Below are 20,566 nucleotides of genomic sequence, written 5' to 3' on the forward strand. Positions count from 1 at the left end.
CTCCTTTACTCATCCAGCTTCTTCGGCCATCTCTCCTTGATCAGGCTGGTCTTCAGACCGGTCTCGTTCGGCTCGAAGCACTCCGCGAGGATTTCCCAGCCGAGATCCAGTGCCTTCTCGAGAGGAATGTTTACACTGAGGTCCATCAGCTTCGATTCGAAGAGCTGACCATACTTGAGGAGCTTATCATCCCAGGAGCTCATCGCGAAGCCCATGGACTTCTTCTCCAGACTCTCCTTGTACTGTGCATAGAGCTTGATCATACCATCCATCAGTGCACGGTGGTCGTCACGGGTGCTGCCGTTGACGTTCTGCTTTAGTCTGGACAGGGAACCGAACGGCTCGATGTGTCCATTTCGAAGATAGAACTGACCCTCGGTGATGTAGCCGGTGTTATCTGGTACCGGGTGAGTGACATCATCACCAGGCATCGTGGTTACACCGAGAATCGTGATGGAACCTGCGCCATCGATATCCACGGCCTTCTCGTAACGGGATGCGAGCATACTGTAGAGATCGCCCGGGTAACCTCGGTTCGAAGGTACCTGCTCCATGGTGATCGCGAGCTCCTTCTGTGCATCGCAGTAGCTCGTCATATCCGTGAGAAGTACGAGTACCTTCTTGCCCTCGAGGGCGAACTGCTCTGCGACAGCGAGGGACATATCCGGAACCAGCGTACTCTCTACGGTAGGATCCGCTGCGGTATGAATGAACATGACGGTGTGACTCATCGCGCCGCCCTTTTCGAGGGTGTCACGGAAGGTCAGGTAGTCGTCATACTTGAGGCCCATACCGCCGAGCACGATGACATCAACCTCTGCCTGCAGTGCGATACGCGCAAGCAGCTGGTTATACGGCTCTCCGGAGATGGAGAAGATCGGGAGCTTCTGGCTCTCGACGAGGGTGTTAAACACATCGATCATCGGGATACCCGTACGGATCATGTGCTTCGGAATTACTCGCTTCGCCGGGTTGAAGGATGGTCCGCCGATATCGACCATGTTTTCGGTCAGGGCAGGACCGTTATCTCTCGGTACACCGGCACCGTTAAAGATACGGCCGAGCAGATGCTCGGAGAAGGAAACCTGCATCGGTCTGCCGAGGAAACGCACCGGGTCGTTCGTGCTGACACCCTGTGCACCGGCAAATACCTGGAGGGATACGAGATCCTTATCCAGCTTGATTACATTCGCGTAACTGTCACCGACCAGTGCGAGGTCTCCGTTTCGGATGCCCTCTGCACGGACGGTAACGACGTTACCGACGATCGACTCAATTTTTGTATATACTTTTTGCATAAGACCTCCTAAGCGATTGCCTTTGATTTATAGAAATCAGCGATCTTATTCTTCTGTGCTTCAAAAGCGTCTGAATTAAATTCGGTTCCGTGCCAGTCCAGGAACTCCTGTCTCAGCTGGTTAAAGAAGGAACGAATCTCATCCTTGTCCTCGAGGTCGTACTGCTGCATCAGTGCATCGTAAAGAAGATCGAACTCGACACGCTGTCTCTCCGGAGAGTCGGCCGCATCGATCGGATCGAAGGAGTTCTGCTGGAGGTAAACGGCATCGAGAAGCTCACCCTTCTGATAGGTGATGTAATCTTCTGCCGTCGTACCTTCCTCACCGACGACCTTCATCATCTGGTTGATTTCGATACTTCTCTTCAGAATACTGCGGCTCTCTTCTACACGATCCATCGGGATGATGCCGGTATACTTCGACCAGGATTCCGTCGGATTGATCGCCGGGTACTTACGTGCATCGGAACGCTCACGGCTCAGTCCGTGGAAAGCGCCGACGACCTTCAGGGTTGCCTGTGTTACCGGCTCATCGAAGTTACCGCCGGCCGGGGATACCGTACCGCCGATGGTGACTGAACCGATGGAGCCATCCTTCAGACGGACCTTACCGGCACGCTCATAGAAGGCGGCGATGGTGGACTCAAGGTATGCAGGGAAGGCTTCCTCACCCGGAATCTCCTCGAGACGTCCACTCATCTCTCGCATGGCCTGGGCCCAGCGGGAGGTAGAGTCTGCCAGAAGAAGAACATTGAGACCCATCTGACGATAATACTCTGCGAGGGTTACTGCGGTATAGCAGGATGCTTCTCGTGCGGCAACCGGCATCGAAGAGGTATTACAGATGATGATGGTTCTCTCCATCAGGGAACGACCGGTACGCGGATCATCCAGCTCCGGGAATTCCTTCAGGATTTCAACGACCTCACCGGCACGCTCTCCGCAGGCAGCGACGATTACGATATCAGATTCTCCGTTCTTCGCCTCCATGTGCTGAAGAACGGTCTTGCCTGCGCCGAACGGACCAGGTACGCAGAAGGTACCGCCCTTTGCGATCGGCAGGAAGGTATCGACACAACGAAGCTGCATGATCAGCGGCTCATCCGGACGAAGTCTCTCTGCGTAGCACTTGATCGGCTGCTTGATCGGCTGCGTGATCACCATGCTGAGCTCCTTCTGCTCACCGAGGCTGTTCTCGATGACGCAGATGGTGGCACTTACATTATACGTTCCCTTTTCCTTGATGGACTTTACGGTCCAGTCATCCCCCTTCAGGGTGAACGGAACCATGATATGGTGGGTGAAGATACCCTCCGGAACGGTTCCGATGGTATCACCGGCCACAACGCTGTCCCCTGCCTTTACGCTCGGTGTGAATTCCCAGTCCTTATCCGGGATCGCGTCGAGGTATACACCTCTCTGCAGGAAGAAGCCACACTGCTCTGCAAGCTCCGGAAGCGGGTTCTGAAGTCCATCATAGATCTGTGTCAGAAGTCCCGGACCCAGATCAACACTCATCAGCTCACCGGTAAACTCGACCGGATCACCGACCTTGATGCCATTTGACATCTCATAAATCTGCATACTGGCGATTCCGTTATTGATACGAATGACCTCACCCTTCAGGCGCTTTCCGTCGACGAGGATATAGCCTACCTCGTTCTTACGGACGGCACCGTCGAAGCTTACATTCGCCATGTTACTGTTAATGCCAGTTACATGTCCTGTTATTGTTTCCATATATGTCTCCCGATATTTCTACTTGTTACAAACTGTAAACGCGCTGCTGCACGACACGGAGCAGGCGGCGGAACTCGGCCTGACCCTTCTCGTGTTCGAAGCTTCTCTGACGTTCGAGCAGCTTCAGCTTCAGCGCATAGCCGAACAGTACATAGTCATCAAACATATGAAGACCTACCAGCTGATCCAGCTGCTGGAATGAGAAATCCAGCATGATCTGCTCTGCCTCCAGAGGATTCTTCGCGGTAAGTGCGGAGCCGACGACCTGTGCCGTCACGTAATCCTTCGTGGAAGGTGCAGGATAGCTCTTTCCGAGCTTCATGCTACGCTGATAATTCAGCTCCTTCGTCATCGCACCGTACACCTGGTTCCACTCCTTTACGAGCGGGCCCTCCGCCGAGTTCAGTGTGAGCTCCGATAAGAGCTTATACGTGCCACGGCTGACGGTGGATTCACATAAATCAAGAAATTCCTGATAGCTGAGTGGCATATCTCCGTCACTCCGGAGTTCCGGCAGGCTCGATATCAGATAATAATAATGCGAAGCCATGAGCAGTACCTCCTATCAGATTTCAAGGTTTCTGAAGTACGGCATCATCATCTCTGCGATCGCATCATCGGTACAGTCGAAGTATCCTGATCCATCCTTGGCTGTCAGACGGAAACCGGCATTGACGCCTCTGGTCGGCTTGATCTCGAGGCCGTTTCGAACCTCGTCGGCGAGCTCTGCCTTCAGCTCATCGGATACAGCAGCGACCTCTGCGCTGTACTGCGCCACATCCTCGCCCGCCAGTGCGGCACGAATCAGCTTACCCAGCGCGGCACCGGGCAGTTCCTTGCGGATATCGTTCTTCAGAAGCTTCTCGTATTCCTTCTGAACCTCCGTCTTAAACGAGAGCATGGCGTCACGCTTTGCCTGCTCTGCACTGACAGCGGCACTTTCCTTCATGACTCCGATTTCCTTTTCTGCGCCTGCTTTCGCAGCAGCAGCTTCTGCCTTTGCATCGGAAATAATTGCGTCTGCTTTTTTACGGGCTTCCGCAATGATAGAGTCAGCTTCAGCGTTTGCTGCATCGACACCCTCTTTGCGAATCGATGTAACCAGATCCTGAATCTGTAATTCCATAGGCCTCCTCCTTGTATGCAATGTTAATATTTTGGTAATCCCAATTCAGATAATTATAATTGTTAAAAATTTATTAGTAAAGATTCTTTATGTGATTTTAATATTTCGGAGATTTCTTCCTTTTTTACTATCTATTTTCGGAAACTATAGTACCTGAACTTCGATAGGATCAACATCTTGTATCTTATCATACAGCATGTCTATTTAATACATACAAAAAAGAGCCTGTGTCATAAAAGACACAGACTCTCTTCTATACATATTTATGCTTCTGGCTTCGTAGCCTCTGTTTCAGCGGCCTTCGGCGTCGGTGCAGTCTCTGCAGCCTTCGGAGCGGTCGGAGCAGCCGGCTTCTTGACCACCGGGCGCTTACCAGTGATGGCACCGGTCGGACACTTCTGGGCACAGATACCGCAGTCCTTACAGTTCTCGTTCATCACTGCAAGATCATTCACGATATGGATACCATCGAACGGACAGTTACGCTCGCACATACCGCAGGCGATACATCCGGTCGCGCAGGCATCCTTGACCGCCTTGCCCTTCAGATGGTTCTGGCAGGCAACGTTATGCTTCTTCTTATACGGAACGAGATCGATGATGTGCTTCGGGCAGGCCTTCATGCAGGCACCACAGGCCACACACTTCTCCTTATCGACGACAGCGACACCGTTTACGATGTGGATCGCATCGAATGCACAGGCCTTCACGCAGGTACCGTAACCACAGCAGCTGAATGCACACTCTTTCTCGGAACCGTTTGGTACGACCGCAAGATCGGAACAGTCTGCGATACCGGAATAGTGGTATGCCTGCTTCGCCTTCGAGCAGTCACCCTGGCAGCGTACGAACGCGACCATCTTGCTGGACTCGTCGATCGGCTCCGCCTTGACACCCATCACCTCAGCGATCTTCTCAGCGACCGCAGCACCACCAACCGGACACTGGGTGACGGCAGCTTCACCGCTTGCGATGGCCTTCGCACAGCCATCACAGCCCGGGAATCCGCAGGCACCGCAGTTGTTACCTGGCAGACAGTCTCTGACCTTCGCTTCACGCTCATCTACTTCAACCTTAAACTTCTCGGAAGCCACGCCCAGGAAGATGCCGATGACTAAACCGACAGCTCCGACCAGGATGGCAGCAACAACGACAAATAATACCATTTTCTCTACCCTCCTATCAGATCAGACCCTGGAATCCGAAGAATGCCATGGACATCAGGCACGCCGTCAGAAGAACGATCGGTGCGCCCTGGAAGGAACGCGGGATGTCCTTGTTATCCTCGAGCACATTCTCACGAACATAAGAAAGGAGGAGAATGGCGAGGGCGAAGCCGATACCGATGCCGAGTGCGTATACGATACACTCGATCATGTTGAAGCCATAGCTTACGTTGTTCAGTGCAACACCGAGTACGGCGCAGTTCGTGGTGATCAGCGGAAGGTAAACACCGAGCGCATCATAGAGGCTCTTCATGTTCTTCTTCATGAACATCTCAACCAGCTGCACGAGTGCGGCGATGAGCAGGATGAAGACGATGGTGTTCAGGAAATCGAGACCATCCTTGATGCCCAGTGCCTTACAGATCGGGGAGCTTGCGCTCATGATGCCCACATAGATCAGGTGGGAAACGATCGATGCCAGTACCGTAACGAAGATAACGGCAGCGCCCATACCTTTGGAAGCGGAGGACTTCTTCGATACACCGAGGAAGGCACAGATTCCGAGGAACTGAGACAGAACGACGTTGGAAACAAGAGAATATTTAATTGCAATTAACAGAAGATCTACCATACTCATGCCTCCTTCACGTCAGCGGCATCTGTGCTCTGGTTATATGCACCGAACACATCGCCGGAGGTTACAAATTCGTTTGACTCCTGTCCGCCGTTGGTTGCAGACGGAAGGCCCAGCTTGTTCTGGATCGCGGTAAGGAAAGCGAGCACCAGGAACGCACCCGGAGCCAGAACCATCATACCGATATGGAAATCATCCGGGATGATCTGGAAGCCGAAGATGGAGCCTGCACCGAGGATCTCACGGAATGCACCGAGCGCAACGAGTGCGAAGGTGAAGCCGAGACCCATTCCGAGTCCATCGAAGAAGGACAGGATCGGCGTATTGAACAGCGCAAAGGACTCTGCACGTCCGAGGATGATACAGTTTACGACGATCAGCGGGATATAGATACCGAGCGCGCTGTAAACATCCGGCGTATAGGCCTGCATGAGGAGCTGTACGACGGTTACGAGCGATGCAACGACGACGATCTCACTCGGAAGACGCATACGACCAGGAATCACCTTACGAATAGCGGAAATGAGCATGTTGGACATGACCAGTACGGCGGTCGTGGAAAGACCCATGCCGATCGCGTTGGTCGCACTCGTGGTGGTTGCCAGCGTAGGACACATACCAAGCATCATGATGAAGGTAGGATTTTCTTTAACGATACCGTTATAAATTCTTTCTACATATTTATTCATCTTCTATCCTCCTTCACTTAAGGATGTAATCCTGAACAAATTCAGTAGCGGCATTGACCGTGTTCGTAACCGCGGTCGAGGTGATGGTTGCACCTGAAATTGCATCGATTTCATCCTCACCGGCACCGCCGCCCTTCTTTACAGAGAGCTTCGTGCCCTTGCCGGCAAACTGCTCATAGAATGCAGGCTCTGTAGCCTTCTGACCGAGACCTGCCGTCTCCGGAAGTGTTTCCGGGAAGGAAATACCGGTTACCTTGAGGTCTGCATCGACACCGACGACGACGATGACACTTCCACCGTAACCAGCGGCTGAGCCCTTGACGATGTAGCCGGTTTCTGCACCGGATGCATCCTTCGCAGCGACGACAGAAATCAGGGAAGCGCCGCCATTATCGGCTGCGATCTTTCCATCGCTCTGTGCGGTGGTGAGGGCATCTGCATAGGTTTCATCATCGTACTCCTCTGCCGGCATAACCTGCTTGTAGGATGCGATGGTGGAAGCCATATTGATCTCATAGATCTTCTGCTTCGTCAGGCCGTAGGCACCACCGAGGCAGCAGCCGGAAATCAGTGTAATCAGTGAAAGGACAAGCGCGTCCTTCATAAATGAATCCTTCTTCATTTCTTAGCGCCCTCCTTTCCGAAAGCCTTCGGTACGGTATGCACATTGATCATCGGCACGAGGATGTTGCAGATGATGATGGCATAGGAAACACCCTCTGCGGAGCCGCCGAAGAGACGGAACAGTCCGGTCAGGATACCAAGCATAATCGCGAAGATGATCTGGCCGAGCGGGGTGATCGGGGATGTAACATAGTCCGTCGCCATGAAGAATGCACCGAAGATCAGTCCACCGGCGCAGAGCTCACAGGCGAGATAGTAAAGGTCGAAGCCGTGACCACCGAAAAGCAACGTGAATACGGCAACGGTTCCGATGTAGATCAGCGGGATCTTCGGAGAAATCACCTTACGGATGATGAGGTAGGCTGCACCGATCAGTACGCAGAGCTTCGAAACCTCACCGATGGTTCCAGGGATACGTCCGAGGAAGGCAGCACCGAGGTCGATCTTTGCAATCGCGTCTGGATTTGTCTTCATGAAGGCAAGCGGGGTTGCACCGGAAAGTGCATCTGCGCCGACACCGGTGAAGCTGGTCATCTTACCTGCGAAGGAAATCAGCAGGAAGCATCTGGCAGCGAGTGCCGGGTTCATGAAGTTCTTACCGAGGCCGCCATAGAGCTGCTTTACGATGATGATGGCAAAGACAGCACCGAGGCATGGAATCCATGCCGGGATATTCGGCGGGCAGTTGAGTGCGAGGATGAGACCTGTAACTGCAGCGGACCAGTCCTTGATGGTGATCGGCAGCTTCATGCACTTCTCATACACAAGCTCGGAAATTACAGCAGCAGCGACCGTCAGGATACATACGAGTGCAGCGTTGAAGCCCCACTGGATGATACCGTACAGGGTCGTCGGAATCAGGGCGATGAAGACATCGCGCATGATTTCCGCAGTCGTTACGTTGTCACGAATATGCGGATTTGAGGAAAGATTTAAAAGTTTACTCATTATTTCTGTACCTCCTCCGCTTTCTTCTCAGCGGCTTTCGCCTCTGCTTCTGCCTTTGCCTTTGCAGCGGCAGCTCTACGCTCCGCACCGACACGGCGCTTCATCTCCTTGAAGCCCTGGGTGAGCGGACGCTTCGCCGGGCATACATATGCGCAGGCACCACACTCGAGACACTCCATGCCCTCGAGCGCTGTGAAGCGGGCGGTATCCTTCTTCAGTGCAGCCTTGAACATCATGGTCGGCATGAGGTTCTCCGGGCATGCGGAAACACAGCGGCCGCAGCCGATGCAGGCTGTGGTCGGCTCATGGGAAACCTGATCATGTGCGAATGCCAGGATGGAGCTCGAGTTCTTCGCTACCGGGATATCCAGCTTAAAGAGCGGAATACCCATCATCGGTCCACCGCAGACGATCTTCTCCGGTTCGGTCTTGAAGCCACCGGCCTGATCCACGATCTCCTGGTAGTTCATACCGGTCGGCACGCGGAAGTTGCCCGGCTTTGCCATCGCATCACCGGTGACGGTGAGGATTCTCGAAACGAGCGGCTTCGATTCACAAACGGCCTCATAGATGGCGAGCATGGTGGCAGCATTGTCCACGACGCAGCCTGCGTCTGCCGGAAGCATACCGGAGTTGATCTTACGACCCGTGATCGCATAGATCAGCTGGCGCTCACCACCCTGCGGATACTTGGTCTTCAGTGACACAACCTCGATGTTGGACTCTCCCTTTGCGGCTTCCGTCATCGTGCGGACAGCCTCTGGCTTGTTGTCCTCGATACCGATTACGCCCTTCGCGTTCGGGAAAATCGAAAGGATGACCTTGAGGCCGCCGATGATCTTCTCCGGCTCCTCGAGCATGATGCGATAGTCGGAGGTGAGGTAAGGCTCACACTCGGCACCGTTTACGAGGAAATAATCGATCTTATCGATGTTCTTCGGTGCCAGCTTCACGGAGGTAGGGAATCCTGCTCCGCCCAGTCCGACGATACCGGCTTCCTTTACGATATTCACGATCTCGTCACGCGTGAGCTTCGTATAGTCTCTCGCCTGACCGAAACCCTCGATCGCTTCATACTGCTGGTCGTTCTCTACTACAATTGCGTCTACCATGGCTCCGCCGGCCGTCAGCTTCTTCTCGATACTCTTTACAGTACCTGATACAGAGCAGATGACAGGTGCGGAAATAAATCCACCAGCCTCAGCGATCTTCTGTCCGACGAGGACACGATCCCCCTTCGCTACAACCGGCTTCGCCGGTGCACCGATATGCTGAGAAAGCGGATAGACCATGAGTCCCTGTGGCTTCAGCTCGACGATCGCCTGATCCTTGGCGAGATCCTTGCCGTCATAGGGATGGACGCCACCTTTAAAAGTGGTAACACCCATGTTCACATACCTCCTAAAATAAAATCATAGACTGATATATTATATCAAATTCGCGAGGCTCGACAACGAATTTTCTTCGAATGTACGCCTTTTTGTGCATGTTTTTAACAAAAAATTTGTTAAAATAATGACATAATGAACAAAAATTTGTCAATATCTGGAAAAAGTCACCAACTCGGAGTTTTTCTCCGGTCTGGTGACTTTTTCTTAAAGATTTACCGCTGCTTTCTTCTGCATGCGAAGCAGCGGAACTGCACGCATGCGGATTCCGAGCGCTCGGTTCTTGAAATCCGATGGTGAGACGGGACCGTGCTTCGGCTCAGCTCACTCCACGGTGACGGATTTCGCGAGGTTTCTCGGTTTATCGACGTCGAGGCCCTTGGCGACGCTCACATAGTAGGCGAGCAGCTGGAGCGGTACGACGGCGAGGCTGGTCGCGAAGTACGGGTCCGTCGATGGTACGTAGACGGTGAAGTCTGCGGTATCCTCGATGCTGTAGTTTCCATAGCTTGTGAGGCCCATGAGGTAACCGCCACGGGATTTCACTTCGACCATGTTCGACACGGTCTTTTCGAAGAGCTCCGGCTGGGTCAGGATGCCGACCACCAGGATGCCCTTCTCGATCAGGGAGATGGTGCCGTGCTTCAGCTCACCGGCCGCATAGGCCTCAGAGTGGATATAGCTGATCTCCTTCAGCTTGAGCGAGCCCTCGAGTCCGATCGCATAGTCGATGCCACGGCCGATGAAGAACACGTCCTTGGCATTGGCCTGCTTCGCGGCGAACCACTGGATACGCTCCTTATCGAGCAGGATGCGCTCGATCTTCTCCGGCAGTGTTCCAAGCTCTGTGATGAGCTCCGCATAGCGCGCCTCCTCGAGCTCGCCCCGTACCTTCGCAAATTCGATGGCGAGGGTGTAACCGGCGATGAGCTGGGTAGAGTATGCCTTCGTGGTCGCTACGGCGATCTCCGGTCCGGCGAGGGTATAGAACACGTTATCCGCCTCGCGTGCGATGGAGGAACCGACGACATTGACGATGCCGAGGGTCCGGATGCCGCGTGCCTTCGCTTCACGAAGTGCGGCCAGCGAATCGGCCGTCTCACCGGACTGGCTGATGATGATTACGAGGCCGTTCGGATCGAGGATCGGGTTTCGGTAACGGAACTCGGACGCGAGCTCGACACGCACCGGGATCCGGGCGAGGCCCTCCATCACGTACTGTGTCACGACACCGACATGGTAGGCAGAGCCACACGCGACGATGTAAATCTGCGAAATCTTCTGGATCTCCTCATCACTGAGGCCGACGGGGGACAGATCGATGTGACCATCCTTTACGACGGAAGTGATCGTATCACGGACAGCCTTCGGCTGCTCATAGATCTCCTTCATCATGAAATGCTCGAAGCCACCCTTTTCGGCGGCCTGCGCATCCATCTTGATCTCGACGAGCTCCTTTTCGACCGGCTCCTGATCGAGATTGAAGAACTCTGCCTTTCCGGCGGTAAGCTTCGCGATCTCGGAATTGTCGATGTAGTACACGTTCTTGCAGTACTTGAGAATCGCCGGTACATCGGAGGCGACATAGGTCTCGCCCTCTTCGACGCCGATGATCATCGGTGCGTCCTTCCGGGCGACGTAGATCTCCCCCGGGCAGTCCATGAACATGAATTCGAGGGCATAGGAGCCGCGGATCCGCATCATTGCCCGTGCGATCGCGTCGATCGGTCCCTGTCCGTACTTTTCATAGTAGTAGTCCACGAGGTTGACGGCGACCTCGGTATCGGTCTGGCTGTAGAACTGATAGCCCTTCTTCAGGAGCTTATCCTTGATTTCCTGGAAGTTTTCGATGATGCCGTTGTGAACCGCGACCACCTTATGATGAAAGCTCATATGCGGGTGGGCGTTGGTCTCGGATGGCTCGCCATGGGTCGCCCAGCGGGTGTGGCCGATGCCGGTGGTGCCCTTCATCGCCTTGCCGTCGTTCGTCTTCTCCATCAGATTCTTCAGGCGTCCCTTTGCCTTCACGACCTCGATCTCGCCCTGCTCGTTCCGCACGGCGATGCCGGCTGAGTCATAGCCTCTGTACTCGAGCTTCGAAAGGCCGTTCAGAAGAATTGGTGCTGCCTGCTGCTGTCCTACATATCCTACAATTCCACACATAAAAAATCTCCTCTCACTGATCAGACGCATGCATCCGACGGGCGTTCTGCACAGGAAAGCAGGGCGGGCATCACCGGGAGGTCTGCCGGGTGTTTCTGCTGCCCGCATAGCATGCAGTGCCGCTGCGGTGGGTACAGAACAGGGGCATGCAGCGTGCATGCCCTGTGGATGTATGGGTGTTGTTCAGTGTGGGGAAACTTCTGTTACGGTGTTGATTCCGCTTTTTCTTTTTCCTCTTACGATCACTACTCCGTGACAGCATCCGCCGAGTCTTTCGATGACTGTCATCCTCGTCGACCTTTACGGTCCTGGCGCTAATGGATCACCGGTCTCCAGACGGAAGGATCCATTTGCCGCAAACTATAGCACAAAATGAGGTCTGCGGCAAGGCGGTGTGCAATCATGCCCGGTGCCCATACCCCGGAGAACGGCAACAGAAACACAGTACTGTTCAGACGTGGCTCGGCGGACAACAGCCGAAAACACAGTACTACGAGACCGGTGAAATCTAAGCCGGGGACCCTAAGCGGCACTAGGCCCTCTGCAATCGCTGAGTTTTCTTCATGAAAACTCAGCGTTGCAGAGGGTGCTAAGGAAAATGTACCAAGTGCCGCTAAGGGGACCCGGCTTGATTTCACACGGTCTCTTCGTATGGCTTCCGGCTGCCGTCCGCCGAGCCACGTCTTGACTTAACTACGCTTGAACAGTAACACCGACCTCGTAGTACTGCGATTCAGTTATCGGTCCTTCGGTTTTCGTGATCAATGCTTTCTTCAGATGAATTTACTGGTGGAGCAACCTTGTCCGCTATGTTCGGGTTTACTTTTTCAGATTTTCTGGTTTTCCTGCGGCTGCGGATGGCCTTCACGATGCGGTAAATAATGAAAAAGAGGATCGCGAGGACGAGGAGTACCGGGATGCTCGCCAGGAACCAGATGAGGAAGCTGGTGACGGCGTCACCGAGGTCTTCGAGGTTCGATTCGAGGTTTGCCTGTACACGGCTCCAGAAGCCGCTCTTTTCCGAGGCGGTGAGGACGGTGGTTTCGCTGACATCGACCGTGACCGTGGAGTAATCGACCTGGTTATCGTAGCGGCGGAGGTCGGATTCGAAGCTGTCGAGCTGGTAGCGGATCTCCGACAGGCGTTGTTCGATGGCGATGACGGCGTCGACGGATTCGGCCTTCGCCATGAGCTGAAGCAGTCGGTCATATTCTGCCTGGAGGGCCTTCTTCCTAGATTCGGTGTCATGATACTGGAGGGTGATGTCCTGGGTATACTCGTACTTTCTTGTGAGATTGGCTTCTCCCTCAGCGAAGCTCAGGAAGCTGTCGACCTGTGGCTTCGGGATGCGCAGGGTGAAGTAGGCGCTGCGGCGACGGTCGGTATAGGCGTTACCGCTTACATCGCTGGACTCGATGTAGCCGCCAAGTGCGGTCGTCTTACTCTGAATATCCTGTACGAAGGTATCGAAATCGGTAGTCTCGAAGCTGAGGTCGACGTTTCGGATGAGCTTACGGGAATCCGGGATCTTCGTGGTATCGACCGAACCGTCGGCGCCGGTGCTGTCTGTGCCGGTATCGCCGCGTTCCTGCAGCGAAACGCTGTTCATTTTCATATTCGCTGCGCTGTCGTAGTCGGCGACGGCCTCTTCTGCTGAGGCTTCGTTATACATGCCACCGCTGGCAGCTGCCATCGTCTCACTTACATAAGCGCTTTTACTGGCACTGGCACCACAGGCCGTGAGGCCGGACACCAGCAGAAGGCCGGCAGCAGCGAGCGCCAGCAGGCGCACGCTGGTGTTGTTCAGGCGCTTCCGTTTCATTATGGTGGTATCACTCTTTCTTTTCATGGTCAGCTCCTTTCTGTATGGCCATGTGTTTTTCTTATTTCCAGATCGCTGGATCGATGGCTTCTACGAGGCTTCGGATATCATCTTCCGTGAAGTGCTGGTCTTCCGCTACACAGATGGCGTAGCTGAGGTTCAAGCTGTGATTGCTCCAGGTGGCGACGGAGATCGTATCTCCGTTTCCGCGGATCGTGACGGAGCGACCGCCGCTGGTCAGCGTCTTCTCCTGTGCGTAGCTTGTGTAGTCACCGCTGATGTCTTCGGAGCCACGGCTCTTCCGGATACGGAAGCCCTCCTGCCCGTCGGCATCCTGATAGATAATTTCGAGCATCTCGCCATGCATCGAACGGTAAATACGATGATCAAAATTCTGGTAGCTTTCCGGGAGTTCAATCTGGAGTAGTGCATCGGCTTCTGCCTCTTCCAGTGAATCGAAGTCACTCCATGGGTTCGCCAGCTGCATGCTCTCCTGCGCATCCGAGGAGGCTGCCTCCGGTGTGGCACCGGTTTCCGTCACTGAGGATTTCATCCGCGCACTGCCATCCACTTCCATCGTGCCCTGATCCGCATACGGCGCTGCTTCGGCTGCCATCTCCGGATCACCTTCCGCTGCGGCGACGTCCGGATCTGCGCCGGTTTCCATCCTCGCGGACCTTTCCATCGCAGCTGCGCCTGCAGACTCCTGATCAGCTCCGGTGGCCGCGCTCTCGTCCTCACCATCGATAGCCCTCGCCATATCGCTTCCACCGGTGACGAACGCGACCGGTGCCATCGAGTTGCTGGCTTTTTCTGTCTTCATATATGCTCCGAAGCCGATTACAAGAACCGCAGCGGCCGCAATGATACCCATCGGCTTCCAGCGTTTCTGCGGTTTCATATAGAGGACCTTCGGCTCCGAATGACGATCTTCGTCCGGCATATCTGCTTTCGCTGGCGCCTCCGCTTCCTTCTGTGCGTCCATTTTCGTCTTCTCGACGTCCGCGTGCTTCATCTGCACAAGCGTCGCCGTCTCCACAGCCCCTTCCGAAGCCGCGCTATGTTCTGTATTTTCCGGGGCAGCCTCCGCGATATAGCGATCCTCGATCTCTGTCATCGCGTGCAGGAGCTGCCGCGCCTTTTCTTCTCTCGTCAACATGAGATGCCTTCCTTTTCTAACTCAGCCATGAGCTGTGCGCGCATGCGGCTCAGGGTCATCTTGACCTTACTTTCCGTAAAGCCATAGTCACCGGCGATTTCCTTGATTTCCGAAAGGTACCAGTAGCGGCGGACGAAAAGCTTCCTGTTTTCCGGCTTCTGGTGTTCCAGAAAGCGGTTGATACATTCGGTCAATGTCAACTGTTCCGGAAGCTGATCCGGCTGTCCCGCCCGGGTATCTGCCACGCACTCTGTGAGCTCATCGAGCGCCGCTGCGGGTTCACCCCGGCCACGCTTCTCCGCATGGGTATGCTCCCAGCGATTCAGTGCCAGATTCCGGGTGATCTTTCCGAGGAAGGTCCGGAGCATGGCCGGACGCTTCGGTGGAATCGCACCCCAGGCCCGGAGCCAGGTATCGTTTACACACTCCTCACTGTCCTCGTGACTGTAGAGTATGTTCATCGCGACCGTATGGCAGTACTTTCCGTATTTCTCATTCGTTGCGCTGATCGCGCTTTCCGACCTCGCGAAGTAGAGGTCGAGGATATCCTGATCGTTCATGTTGTGCCCTCTGTTTCTGTCCTTTCACCTATATACACCGGGTACATAGAGTGGCGTCACATACATTTCATAAAAATATACTGAATTTTTTCATCTTTCCATGGGTGGTGTCCCCGGAGCGTTCATGATCCACCGGATCACGGTTCTTTCCCAAGTGGCATTTCTTATATGCATACTTTTTATATTCATTTTACCCGATACCATCTGATCAGGCATCTGAAATCATCCTCGGAATTCTTACGAAAGTATGAAAAAAGCCGCCGGGAAAACCTCCCGACGACTTTTCATCATCACTCATGTACATTTATGCGCTGTAACGGTTGAGATAGCCGGCAGCACCGGATACCTTACCAGCTGCAGCATCATGTGCCTTCTGCACAGATCCACCCTCTGTACTTGCAGCATCGGCTGCAGTGCTTTCTGTCGCGACAGCCACGGTAGCATCCGCACTGTAGCGGTTCAGGTAGCCGGCGGCACCCTCTACCTTACCAGCCGCAGCGTCATGCGCCTTCTGTACGGAATCAGCAGTACCCTCCGTTTCGGACTCTGCCGCGCTGGCTTCACTCTCTGACTCCGCAGCTTCGGTCTCTGCGCCCGCTTCGCCGGCATAACCGAAGGTAGCCGGATCGACATCCGCATCCGCGATCGCCTGTGCTACTGCGTTCTTAATCGCTGTAGACGTGATAGTCGCACCGGAAACCGCATCCACATTCAGACTGTTCTCCGCGACGATAGTACCTGGCAGTGCATCGATCGCCTTCGTTCCGATATCCGGCGTCTCATTCGCCTCGGTCACGGTCACACGGTAAATCTTTTCCGGAGAGAACGCGACCTCAACCTTTACCGGTCCGTCCATACCCTGTGCACTTCCGTTTGCGATGATCGAACCCTCCGGAATCGCGTTCGCATTTCTGGACTGCATACCCGTTGCGATCGCAACGATGATACCTGCACCGATAACCACCAGTGAAACCATATTTGTATTCTTCTTCATTTCCTATTTCCCCTCATCCGTGCCGATTAACCCTAGTGGCACTTTTGTCAAACTATTCATACATTATAACACAGGTAGTTAACAGCAACAAGCAGAGATGCTTTTCAATACTTTCTATAATGACGCAAAAAGCGCCCCTTACGGGACGCTTCCAGCGGATAAAACATCTGTCTTATGTTATATATGTCAAACGGGGAACCGCCCCGATATGACCGTGCTTACTCGACATCCTGAATGTCCTCATAGTCTTCCTCGCCGGTACGTACCTTGACGGCACGCATCACATTGTAAACGAAGATTAGGTATAGCAAAAGGGCGTCTGGAAAAACCAGACGCCCTTGCCCATGAATGGTATTATAGTTATGGCTCCGCACGAAGTCTACTGCCATTTAGTTATATCTAAAATGAAATAAGGGAGCCCGCCGTGGTCCTTCACAACAACATAAAGAGCGTCCCTTTCGGGACGCTCTCTGATCGCCATACAGGCATCGTATCAGTTAAAGTACTCCTTCGCTGCACGGAAGAGACCCATATCATAGTTACCAGGTACGTTCTTATACAGTCCGCTGCCCCAGCGCTCTGCGTGACCCATCTTACCGAGGACACGACCATCCGGCGAGGTGATACCCTCGACCGCATAGTAGGAGCCGTTCGGGTTGTACTGGATATCCATGGTCGGATGACCCTCGAGATCCACGTACTGGGTTGCGATCTGACCGTTCTCGACGAGCTGCTGGAAAAGCGCCGGCTCACAGAGGAAGCGGCCCTCGCCGTGAGAGATCGGTACGCTGTAGATGTCGCCCGGCTCCGTGTCAGCAAGCCACGGAGACATGTTCGAAGCGACACGGATGTTGACGATCTTCGACTGGTGGCGTCCGATCGTGTTGAAGGTCAGGGTCGGACAGTGCTCATCGGTATCACGGATCTCACCATACGGTACGAGACCGAGCTTGATGAGGGCCTGGAAGCCGTTGCAGATACCGAGCATGAGACCATCCCGCTTGTTCAGCATATCCATGGTTGCGTTCTTCACTGCCTCATTTCGGAAGAAGGAGGTGATGAACTTCGCAGAGCCGTCCGGCTCGTCACCACCGGAGAAACCACCTGGGATGAAGATCATCTGGGACTCGGCGATCCGCTTCGCAACCTGCTCGACGGAATCACTGATGTCCTGCTTCGTCATATTGCGTACGACGATGATCTCAGGATCGAGTCCTGCGTCGGCGCAGGCCTTCGCAGAATCATACTCACAGTTGTTGCCCGGGAAGACCGGAATCAGGACGTGCGGCTTCTCCACCTGGATGGCCGGAGCGACCCACTCCTTCTCGGTATAATCCGGAATCGTCACATCTGCTGCACTCTCCTCACTGTCCTTCTCGAGGTTCATATTGCAGGTGAAGACCTTCTCAAGCTTATCCTCGTAAGATGCCTCGAGATCACTGAGCTTCAGGGTCTCGTCGTTGTAACGGATCTCTGCATTGTCCGTGGTGACACCGAGGTCTGCCACGATGATGTTCGCTGCCTTCACAGCCGGATCATTATAGATCGCGTCACGGTCTGCTGCGTCACGGAGCTCCAGCAGGAAGCTGCCGTACTGATAGCCGAAGATGTCCTCGACACTCAGGCTCGGTGCGAAATCAAAGCCGATGTCGTTACCCATGCACTGCTTCAGTACCGCCTCGGCGGCACCACCGTAGGTCGGGGTGTAGATGGACGCGAGCTTACCGTCGAGCACGAGCTGATGTACGTACGCGAACAGGGCGAGGAGGGACTCCTTCACCGGAAGCTCATCACGGTACTGCGGCTTCAGCCAGAGCACCGGATGACCGGCTGCCTTGTACTCCGGGCTCACGATGTTCTTCGCATCCTCTGTGGTGATGGCGAAGGAAACGAGCGTAGGCGGAACATCGAGCTTCTCGAAGGTTCCAGACATGGAGTCCTTACCACCGATTGCAGCGATACCGAGGTCGAGCTGTGCGTTAAATGCACCGAGCAGTGCCTCGAGTGGCTGTCCCCAGCGCTCCGGCGTACGACCCGGCTTACCGAAGTACTCCTGGAAGGTGAGGTAGGTATCCTCGAAGCCTGCGCCGGTTGCAATCAGCTTCGCCGCAGACTCAACGACGGCGAGGTACGCACCCTTGTAGCAGTTCTTCTCAGTGATAAACGGGTTATATCCATAGGCCATGACGGATGTGTCATCGGTATGACCCTTTTCAACGGAGATCTTCGCCGCCATCGCCTGTACCGGTGTACGCTGATTCTTACCGCCGAACGGCATCAGCACGGTACCTGCACCGATGGTGGAGTCGAAGCGCTCGCTGAGACCACGCTTGCTGACCACGTTGAGATCCTCGGCCAGTGCCTCATAGTTCTCGGCGAAGCTGCCCCTCACCTCACGGGCAATGTGCTCGCCCGCCGCAGTCGTCACGCTGATGTGCTTCTCGGCACCGTTACTGTTCAGGAAGTCTCTCGAAAGATCGATGACATTCTTTCCGTTCCAGTGGGCGACGAGACGATTGGTGTCGGTGACGTCTGCCACGTGGGTCGCCTCGAGGTTCTCCTCATGTGCGAGCGCAAGGAAGCGCTCCATATCCTCCGGCGCGACCACGACCGCCATACGCTCCTGCGACTCGGAGATCGCAAGCTCTGTGCCATCGAGACCGGCATACTTCTTCGGAACCTTATCGAGGTTGATGTCGAGACCATCCGCGAGCTCACCAATCGCGACGGATACACCGCCAGCACCGAAGTCGTTGCAGCGCTTGATCAGCTTACTTGCCTCCGGATTACGGAAGAGACGCTGCAGCTTACGCTCCTCAGGTGCATTACCCTTCTGCACCTCTGCGCCGTCCTTCTCGAGGGATTCCACATTGTGCGACTTGGAGGATCCGGTAGCGCCACCGATACCATCACGGCCGGTACGACCGCCGAGGAGGATGACGACATCACCCGGTGCCGGAACCTCACGGCGTACGTTCTCTGCCGGTGCGGCTGCGACGACGGCACCGATCTCCATACGCTTAGCGACATAGCCCGGATGATAGATCTCATCGACGAGACCGGTCGCGAGGCCGATCTGGTTACCATAGCTGGAGTAACCGTTGGCCGCGGTCGTCACGAGCTTACGCTGTGGCAGCTTGCCCTTCATGGTCTCCTGTACCGGTACGGTCGGATCGCCGGCACCGGTGACACGCATCGCCTGATATACATAGCTTCTGCCGGACAGCGGATCACGGATCGCGCCACCGATACAGGTGGCCGCACCACCGAACGGCTCGATCTCGGTCGGGTGGTTATGGGTCTCGTTCTTAAAGAGCAGGAGCCAGTCCTGATCCTCGCCATCGACATTGACCTTGATCTTTACGGTGCAGGCATTGATCTCCTCCGACTCATCGAGCTTCTGGAGCTTTCCTTCCTTCTTCAGAACTTTCGCAGCGAGGGTACCGATATCCATGAGGTTGATCGGCTTCGTGCGGTTCAGCTCCTTGCGGGCTGCGATGTAACGATCCCATGCCTTCTGGAGCGCCGGATCAGCGAAATCGACATGATCGATCGTGGTCAGGAAGGTGGTATGACGGCAGTGATCGGACCAGTAGGTATCGATCATGCGGATCTCCGTGATGCTCGGATCACGATGCTCGGACTTGAAGTAATCACGGCAGAACTCGAGATCGTCGAGGTCCATCGCGAGGCCCTTCTCCTGACGGAAGGCATCGAGCTCCTCGTTCGGTGCATCGATGAAGCCCGTGAGGGTCTCGACCTCGGTCGGGATGTCATACTTTACATCCAGGGTCGCATAGGTGTCGAGGGAAGCCTCTCTCGACTCTACCGGGTTGATGACATACTTCTTGATTTCTGCGATCTCATCCGCGCTGAGCTCTCCGTAGAGGAGGTACACCTTCGCGGAACGTACCTTCGGGCGCTCACCCTGGGTGAGGATCTGGATACACTGTGCGGCAGAGTCTGCGCGCTGGTCGAACTGACCCGGCAGGAACTCGACGGCAAACACATACGCACCGTCCTGCTTCGGAAGCTCAGTCGATACATCATCGAGCTGCGGCTCGCTGAGGACGAGCTGTACAGCCTTATCAAAGGTCTCCTGGTCCAGTCCCTCGACGTCGTAACGGTTCAGAAGCCGTACGTCCGTGAGGTTCTTGATCAGAAGGATGTGACGGATATCATGGCGGAGTCCCTGTGCCTCGTGGCGGAGACCCTGCTTCTTCTCAACATAAATTCTATTTACCATGGATCGTAAT

16 protein-coding genes are annotated in these 20,566 nt (G+C 54.7%); all 16 read right to left on the reverse strand.

What is annotated here, in order from left to right:
- Positions 1–5: 5 nt before the first annotated feature.
- Positions 6–1,298 (reverse strand): V-type ATP synthase subunit B, encoded by a 1,293-nt coding sequence (locus tag ACK8P7_RS08325; protein ID WP_410043748.1) that lies wholly within the window; start codon positions 1,296–1,298, stop codon positions 6–8.
- Positions 1,299–1,306: 8 nt separating this feature from the next.
- On the reverse strand, positions 1,307–3,037 hold the full coding sequence (locus ACK8P7_RS08330; RefSeq protein WP_410043749.1) for a V-type ATP synthase subunit A: 1,731 nt from the start codon (positions 3,035–3,037) through the stop codon (positions 1,307–1,309).
- A gap of 25 nt (positions 3,038–3,062) precedes the next feature.
- On the reverse strand, positions 3,063–3,587 hold the full coding sequence (locus ACK8P7_RS08335) for a hypothetical protein (protein WP_410043750.1): 525 nt from the start codon (positions 3,585–3,587) through the stop codon (positions 3,063–3,065).
- Positions 3,588–3,602: 15 nt separating this feature from the next.
- Entirely contained in the window at positions 3,603–4,163 is a 561-nt protein-coding gene (locus ACK8P7_RS08340; RefSeq protein ID WP_410043751.1) for a hypothetical protein, read from the reverse strand.
- Positions 4,164–4,426: 263 nt separating this feature from the next.
- A complete protein-coding gene (locus ACK8P7_RS08345; RefSeq protein WP_410043752.1) occupies positions 4,427–5,329 on the reverse strand; it encodes an RnfABCDGE type electron transport complex subunit B in 903 nt (300 codons plus the stop codon).
- Positions 5,330–5,345: 16 nt separating this feature from the next.
- Positions 5,346–5,960, reverse strand: coding sequence for an electron transport complex protein RnfA (locus tag ACK8P7_RS08350; protein ID WP_410043753.1), 615 nt, complete (start codon positions 5,958–5,960; stop codon positions 5,346–5,348).
- Between the two features lie 2 nt (positions 5,961–5,962).
- Positions 5,963–6,652: an electron transport complex subunit RsxE gene (gene rsxE / locus ACK8P7_RS08355; protein WP_410043754.1), complete on the reverse strand. Its 690-nt coding sequence runs from the start codon at positions 6,650–6,652 to the stop codon at positions 5,963–5,965.
- 13 nt (positions 6,653–6,665) lie between these two features.
- The gene (locus ACK8P7_RS08360; protein ID WP_410043755.1) at positions 6,666–7,274 is read right to left on the reverse strand and encodes an FMN-binding protein; all 609 of its coding nucleotides are present in this window, start codon (positions 7,272–7,274) and stop codon (positions 6,666–6,668) included.
- A complete protein-coding gene (locus ACK8P7_RS08365) occupies positions 7,271–8,224 on the reverse strand; it encodes an RnfABCDGE type electron transport complex subunit D (protein WP_410043756.1) in 954 nt (317 codons plus the stop codon). Before ACK8P7_RS08365 ends, ACK8P7_RS08360 begins: the two co-directional genes overlap by 4 nt.
- On the reverse strand, positions 8,224–9,612 hold the full coding sequence (gene rsxC, locus ACK8P7_RS08370) for an electron transport complex subunit RsxC (RefSeq protein WP_410043757.1): 1,389 nt from the start codon (positions 9,610–9,612) through the stop codon (positions 8,224–8,226). Before rsxC ends, ACK8P7_RS08365 begins: the two co-directional genes overlap by 1 nt.
- A gap of 324 nt (positions 9,613–9,936) precedes the next feature.
- The gene (gene glmS, locus ACK8P7_RS08375; protein ID WP_410043758.1) at positions 9,937–11,775 is read right to left on the reverse strand and encodes a glutamine--fructose-6-phosphate transaminase (isomerizing); all 1,839 of its coding nucleotides are present in this window, start codon (positions 11,773–11,775) and stop codon (positions 9,937–9,939) included.
- 733 nt (positions 11,776–12,508) lie between these two features.
- Positions 12,509–13,624 carry a DUF4349 domain-containing protein gene (locus tag ACK8P7_RS08380; RefSeq protein WP_410043759.1) on the reverse strand — a complete coding sequence of 372 codons (1,116 nt, stop codon included), beginning with the start codon at positions 13,622–13,624 and terminating at the stop codon, positions 12,509–12,511.
- A gap of 34 nt (positions 13,625–13,658) precedes the next feature.
- A complete protein-coding gene (locus tag ACK8P7_RS08385; RefSeq protein ID WP_410043760.1) occupies positions 13,659–14,756 on the reverse strand; it encodes a hypothetical protein in 1,098 nt (365 codons plus the stop codon).
- Positions 14,750–15,316, reverse strand: a complete 567-nt coding sequence (locus ACK8P7_RS08390) for an RNA polymerase sigma factor (RefSeq protein WP_410043761.1) — start codon at positions 15,314–15,316, stop codon at positions 14,750–14,752. Before ACK8P7_RS08390 ends, ACK8P7_RS08385 begins: the two co-directional genes overlap by 7 nt.
- A 304-nt stretch (positions 15,317–15,620) precedes the next feature.
- Complete coding sequence (locus ACK8P7_RS08395) at positions 15,621–16,310, reverse strand: FMN-binding protein (protein WP_410043762.1); 690 nt, start codon at positions 16,308–16,310, stop codon at positions 15,621–15,623.
- 493 nt (positions 16,311–16,803) lie between these two features.
- Complete coding sequence (locus ACK8P7_RS08400; RefSeq protein ID WP_410043763.1) at positions 16,804–20,556, reverse strand: phosphoribosylformylglycinamidine synthase; 3,753 nt, start codon at positions 20,554–20,556, stop codon at positions 16,804–16,806.
- Positions 20,557–20,566 lie beyond the last annotated feature (10 nt).

The organism is Oribacterium sp. P9, assembly GCF_046365365.1.
GTDB lineage: Bacteria > Bacillota > Clostridia > Lachnospirales > Lachnospiraceae > Oribacterium.

What these genes read in the sequence shown, in the direction of transcription:
- ACK8P7_RS08325 (WP_410043748.1), bottom strand. Translation starts at nt 1,298, where the DNA reads ATGCAAAAAGTATATACAAAAATTGAGTCGATCGTCGGTAACGTCGTT.
- ACK8P7_RS08330 (WP_410043749.1), bottom strand. Translation starts at nt 3,037, where the DNA reads ATGGAAACAATAACAGGACATGTAACTGGCATTAACAGTAACATGGCG.
- ACK8P7_RS08335 (WP_410043750.1), bottom strand. Translation starts at nt 3,587, where the DNA reads ATGGCTTCGCATTATTATTATCTGATATCGAGCCTGCCGGAACTCCGG.
- ACK8P7_RS08340 (WP_410043751.1), bottom strand. Translation starts at nt 4,163, where the DNA reads ATGGAATTACAGATTCAGGATCTGGTTACATCGATTCGCAAAGAGGGT.
- ACK8P7_RS08345 (WP_410043752.1), bottom strand. Translation starts at nt 5,329, where the DNA reads ATGGTATTATTTGTCGTTGTTGCTGCCATCCTGGTCGGAGCTGTCGGT.
- ACK8P7_RS08350 (WP_410043753.1), bottom strand. Translation starts at nt 5,960, where the DNA reads ATGGTAGATCTTCTGTTAATTGCAATTAAATATTCTCTTGTTTCCAAC.
- rsxE (WP_410043754.1), bottom strand. Translation starts at nt 6,652, where the DNA reads ATGAATAAATATGTAGAAAGAATTTATAACGGTATCGTTAAAGAAAAT.
- ACK8P7_RS08360 (WP_410043755.1), bottom strand. Translation starts at nt 7,274, where the DNA reads ATGAAGAAGGATTCATTTATGAAGGACGCGCTTGTCCTTTCACTGATT.
- ACK8P7_RS08365 (WP_410043756.1), bottom strand. Translation starts at nt 8,224, where the DNA reads ATGAGTAAACTTTTAAATCTTTCCTCAAATCCGCATATTCGTGACAAC.
- rsxC (WP_410043757.1), bottom strand. Translation starts at nt 9,612, where the DNA reads ATGGGTGTTACCACTTTTAAAGGTGGCGTCCATCCCTATGACGGCAAG.
- glmS (WP_410043758.1), bottom strand. Translation starts at nt 11,775, where the DNA reads ATGTGTGGAATTGTAGGATATGTAGGACAGCAGCAGGCAGCACCAATT.
- ACK8P7_RS08380 (WP_410043759.1), bottom strand. Translation starts at nt 13,624, where the DNA reads ATGAAAAGAAAGAGTGATACCACCATAATGAAACGGAAGCGCCTGAAC.
- ACK8P7_RS08385 (WP_410043760.1), bottom strand. Translation starts at nt 14,756, where the DNA reads ATGTTGACGAGAGAAGAAAAGGCGCGGCAGCTCCTGCACGCGATGACA.
- ACK8P7_RS08390 (WP_410043761.1), bottom strand. Translation starts at nt 15,316, where the DNA reads ATGAACGATCAGGATATCCTCGACCTCTACTTCGCGAGGTCGGAAAGC.
- ACK8P7_RS08395 (WP_410043762.1), bottom strand. Translation starts at nt 16,310, where the DNA reads ATGAAGAAGAATACAAATATGGTTTCACTGGTGGTTATCGGTGCAGGT.
- ACK8P7_RS08400 (WP_410043763.1), bottom strand. Translation starts at nt 20,556, where the DNA reads ATGGTAAATAGAATTTATGTTGAGAAGAAGCAGGGTCTCCGCCACGAG.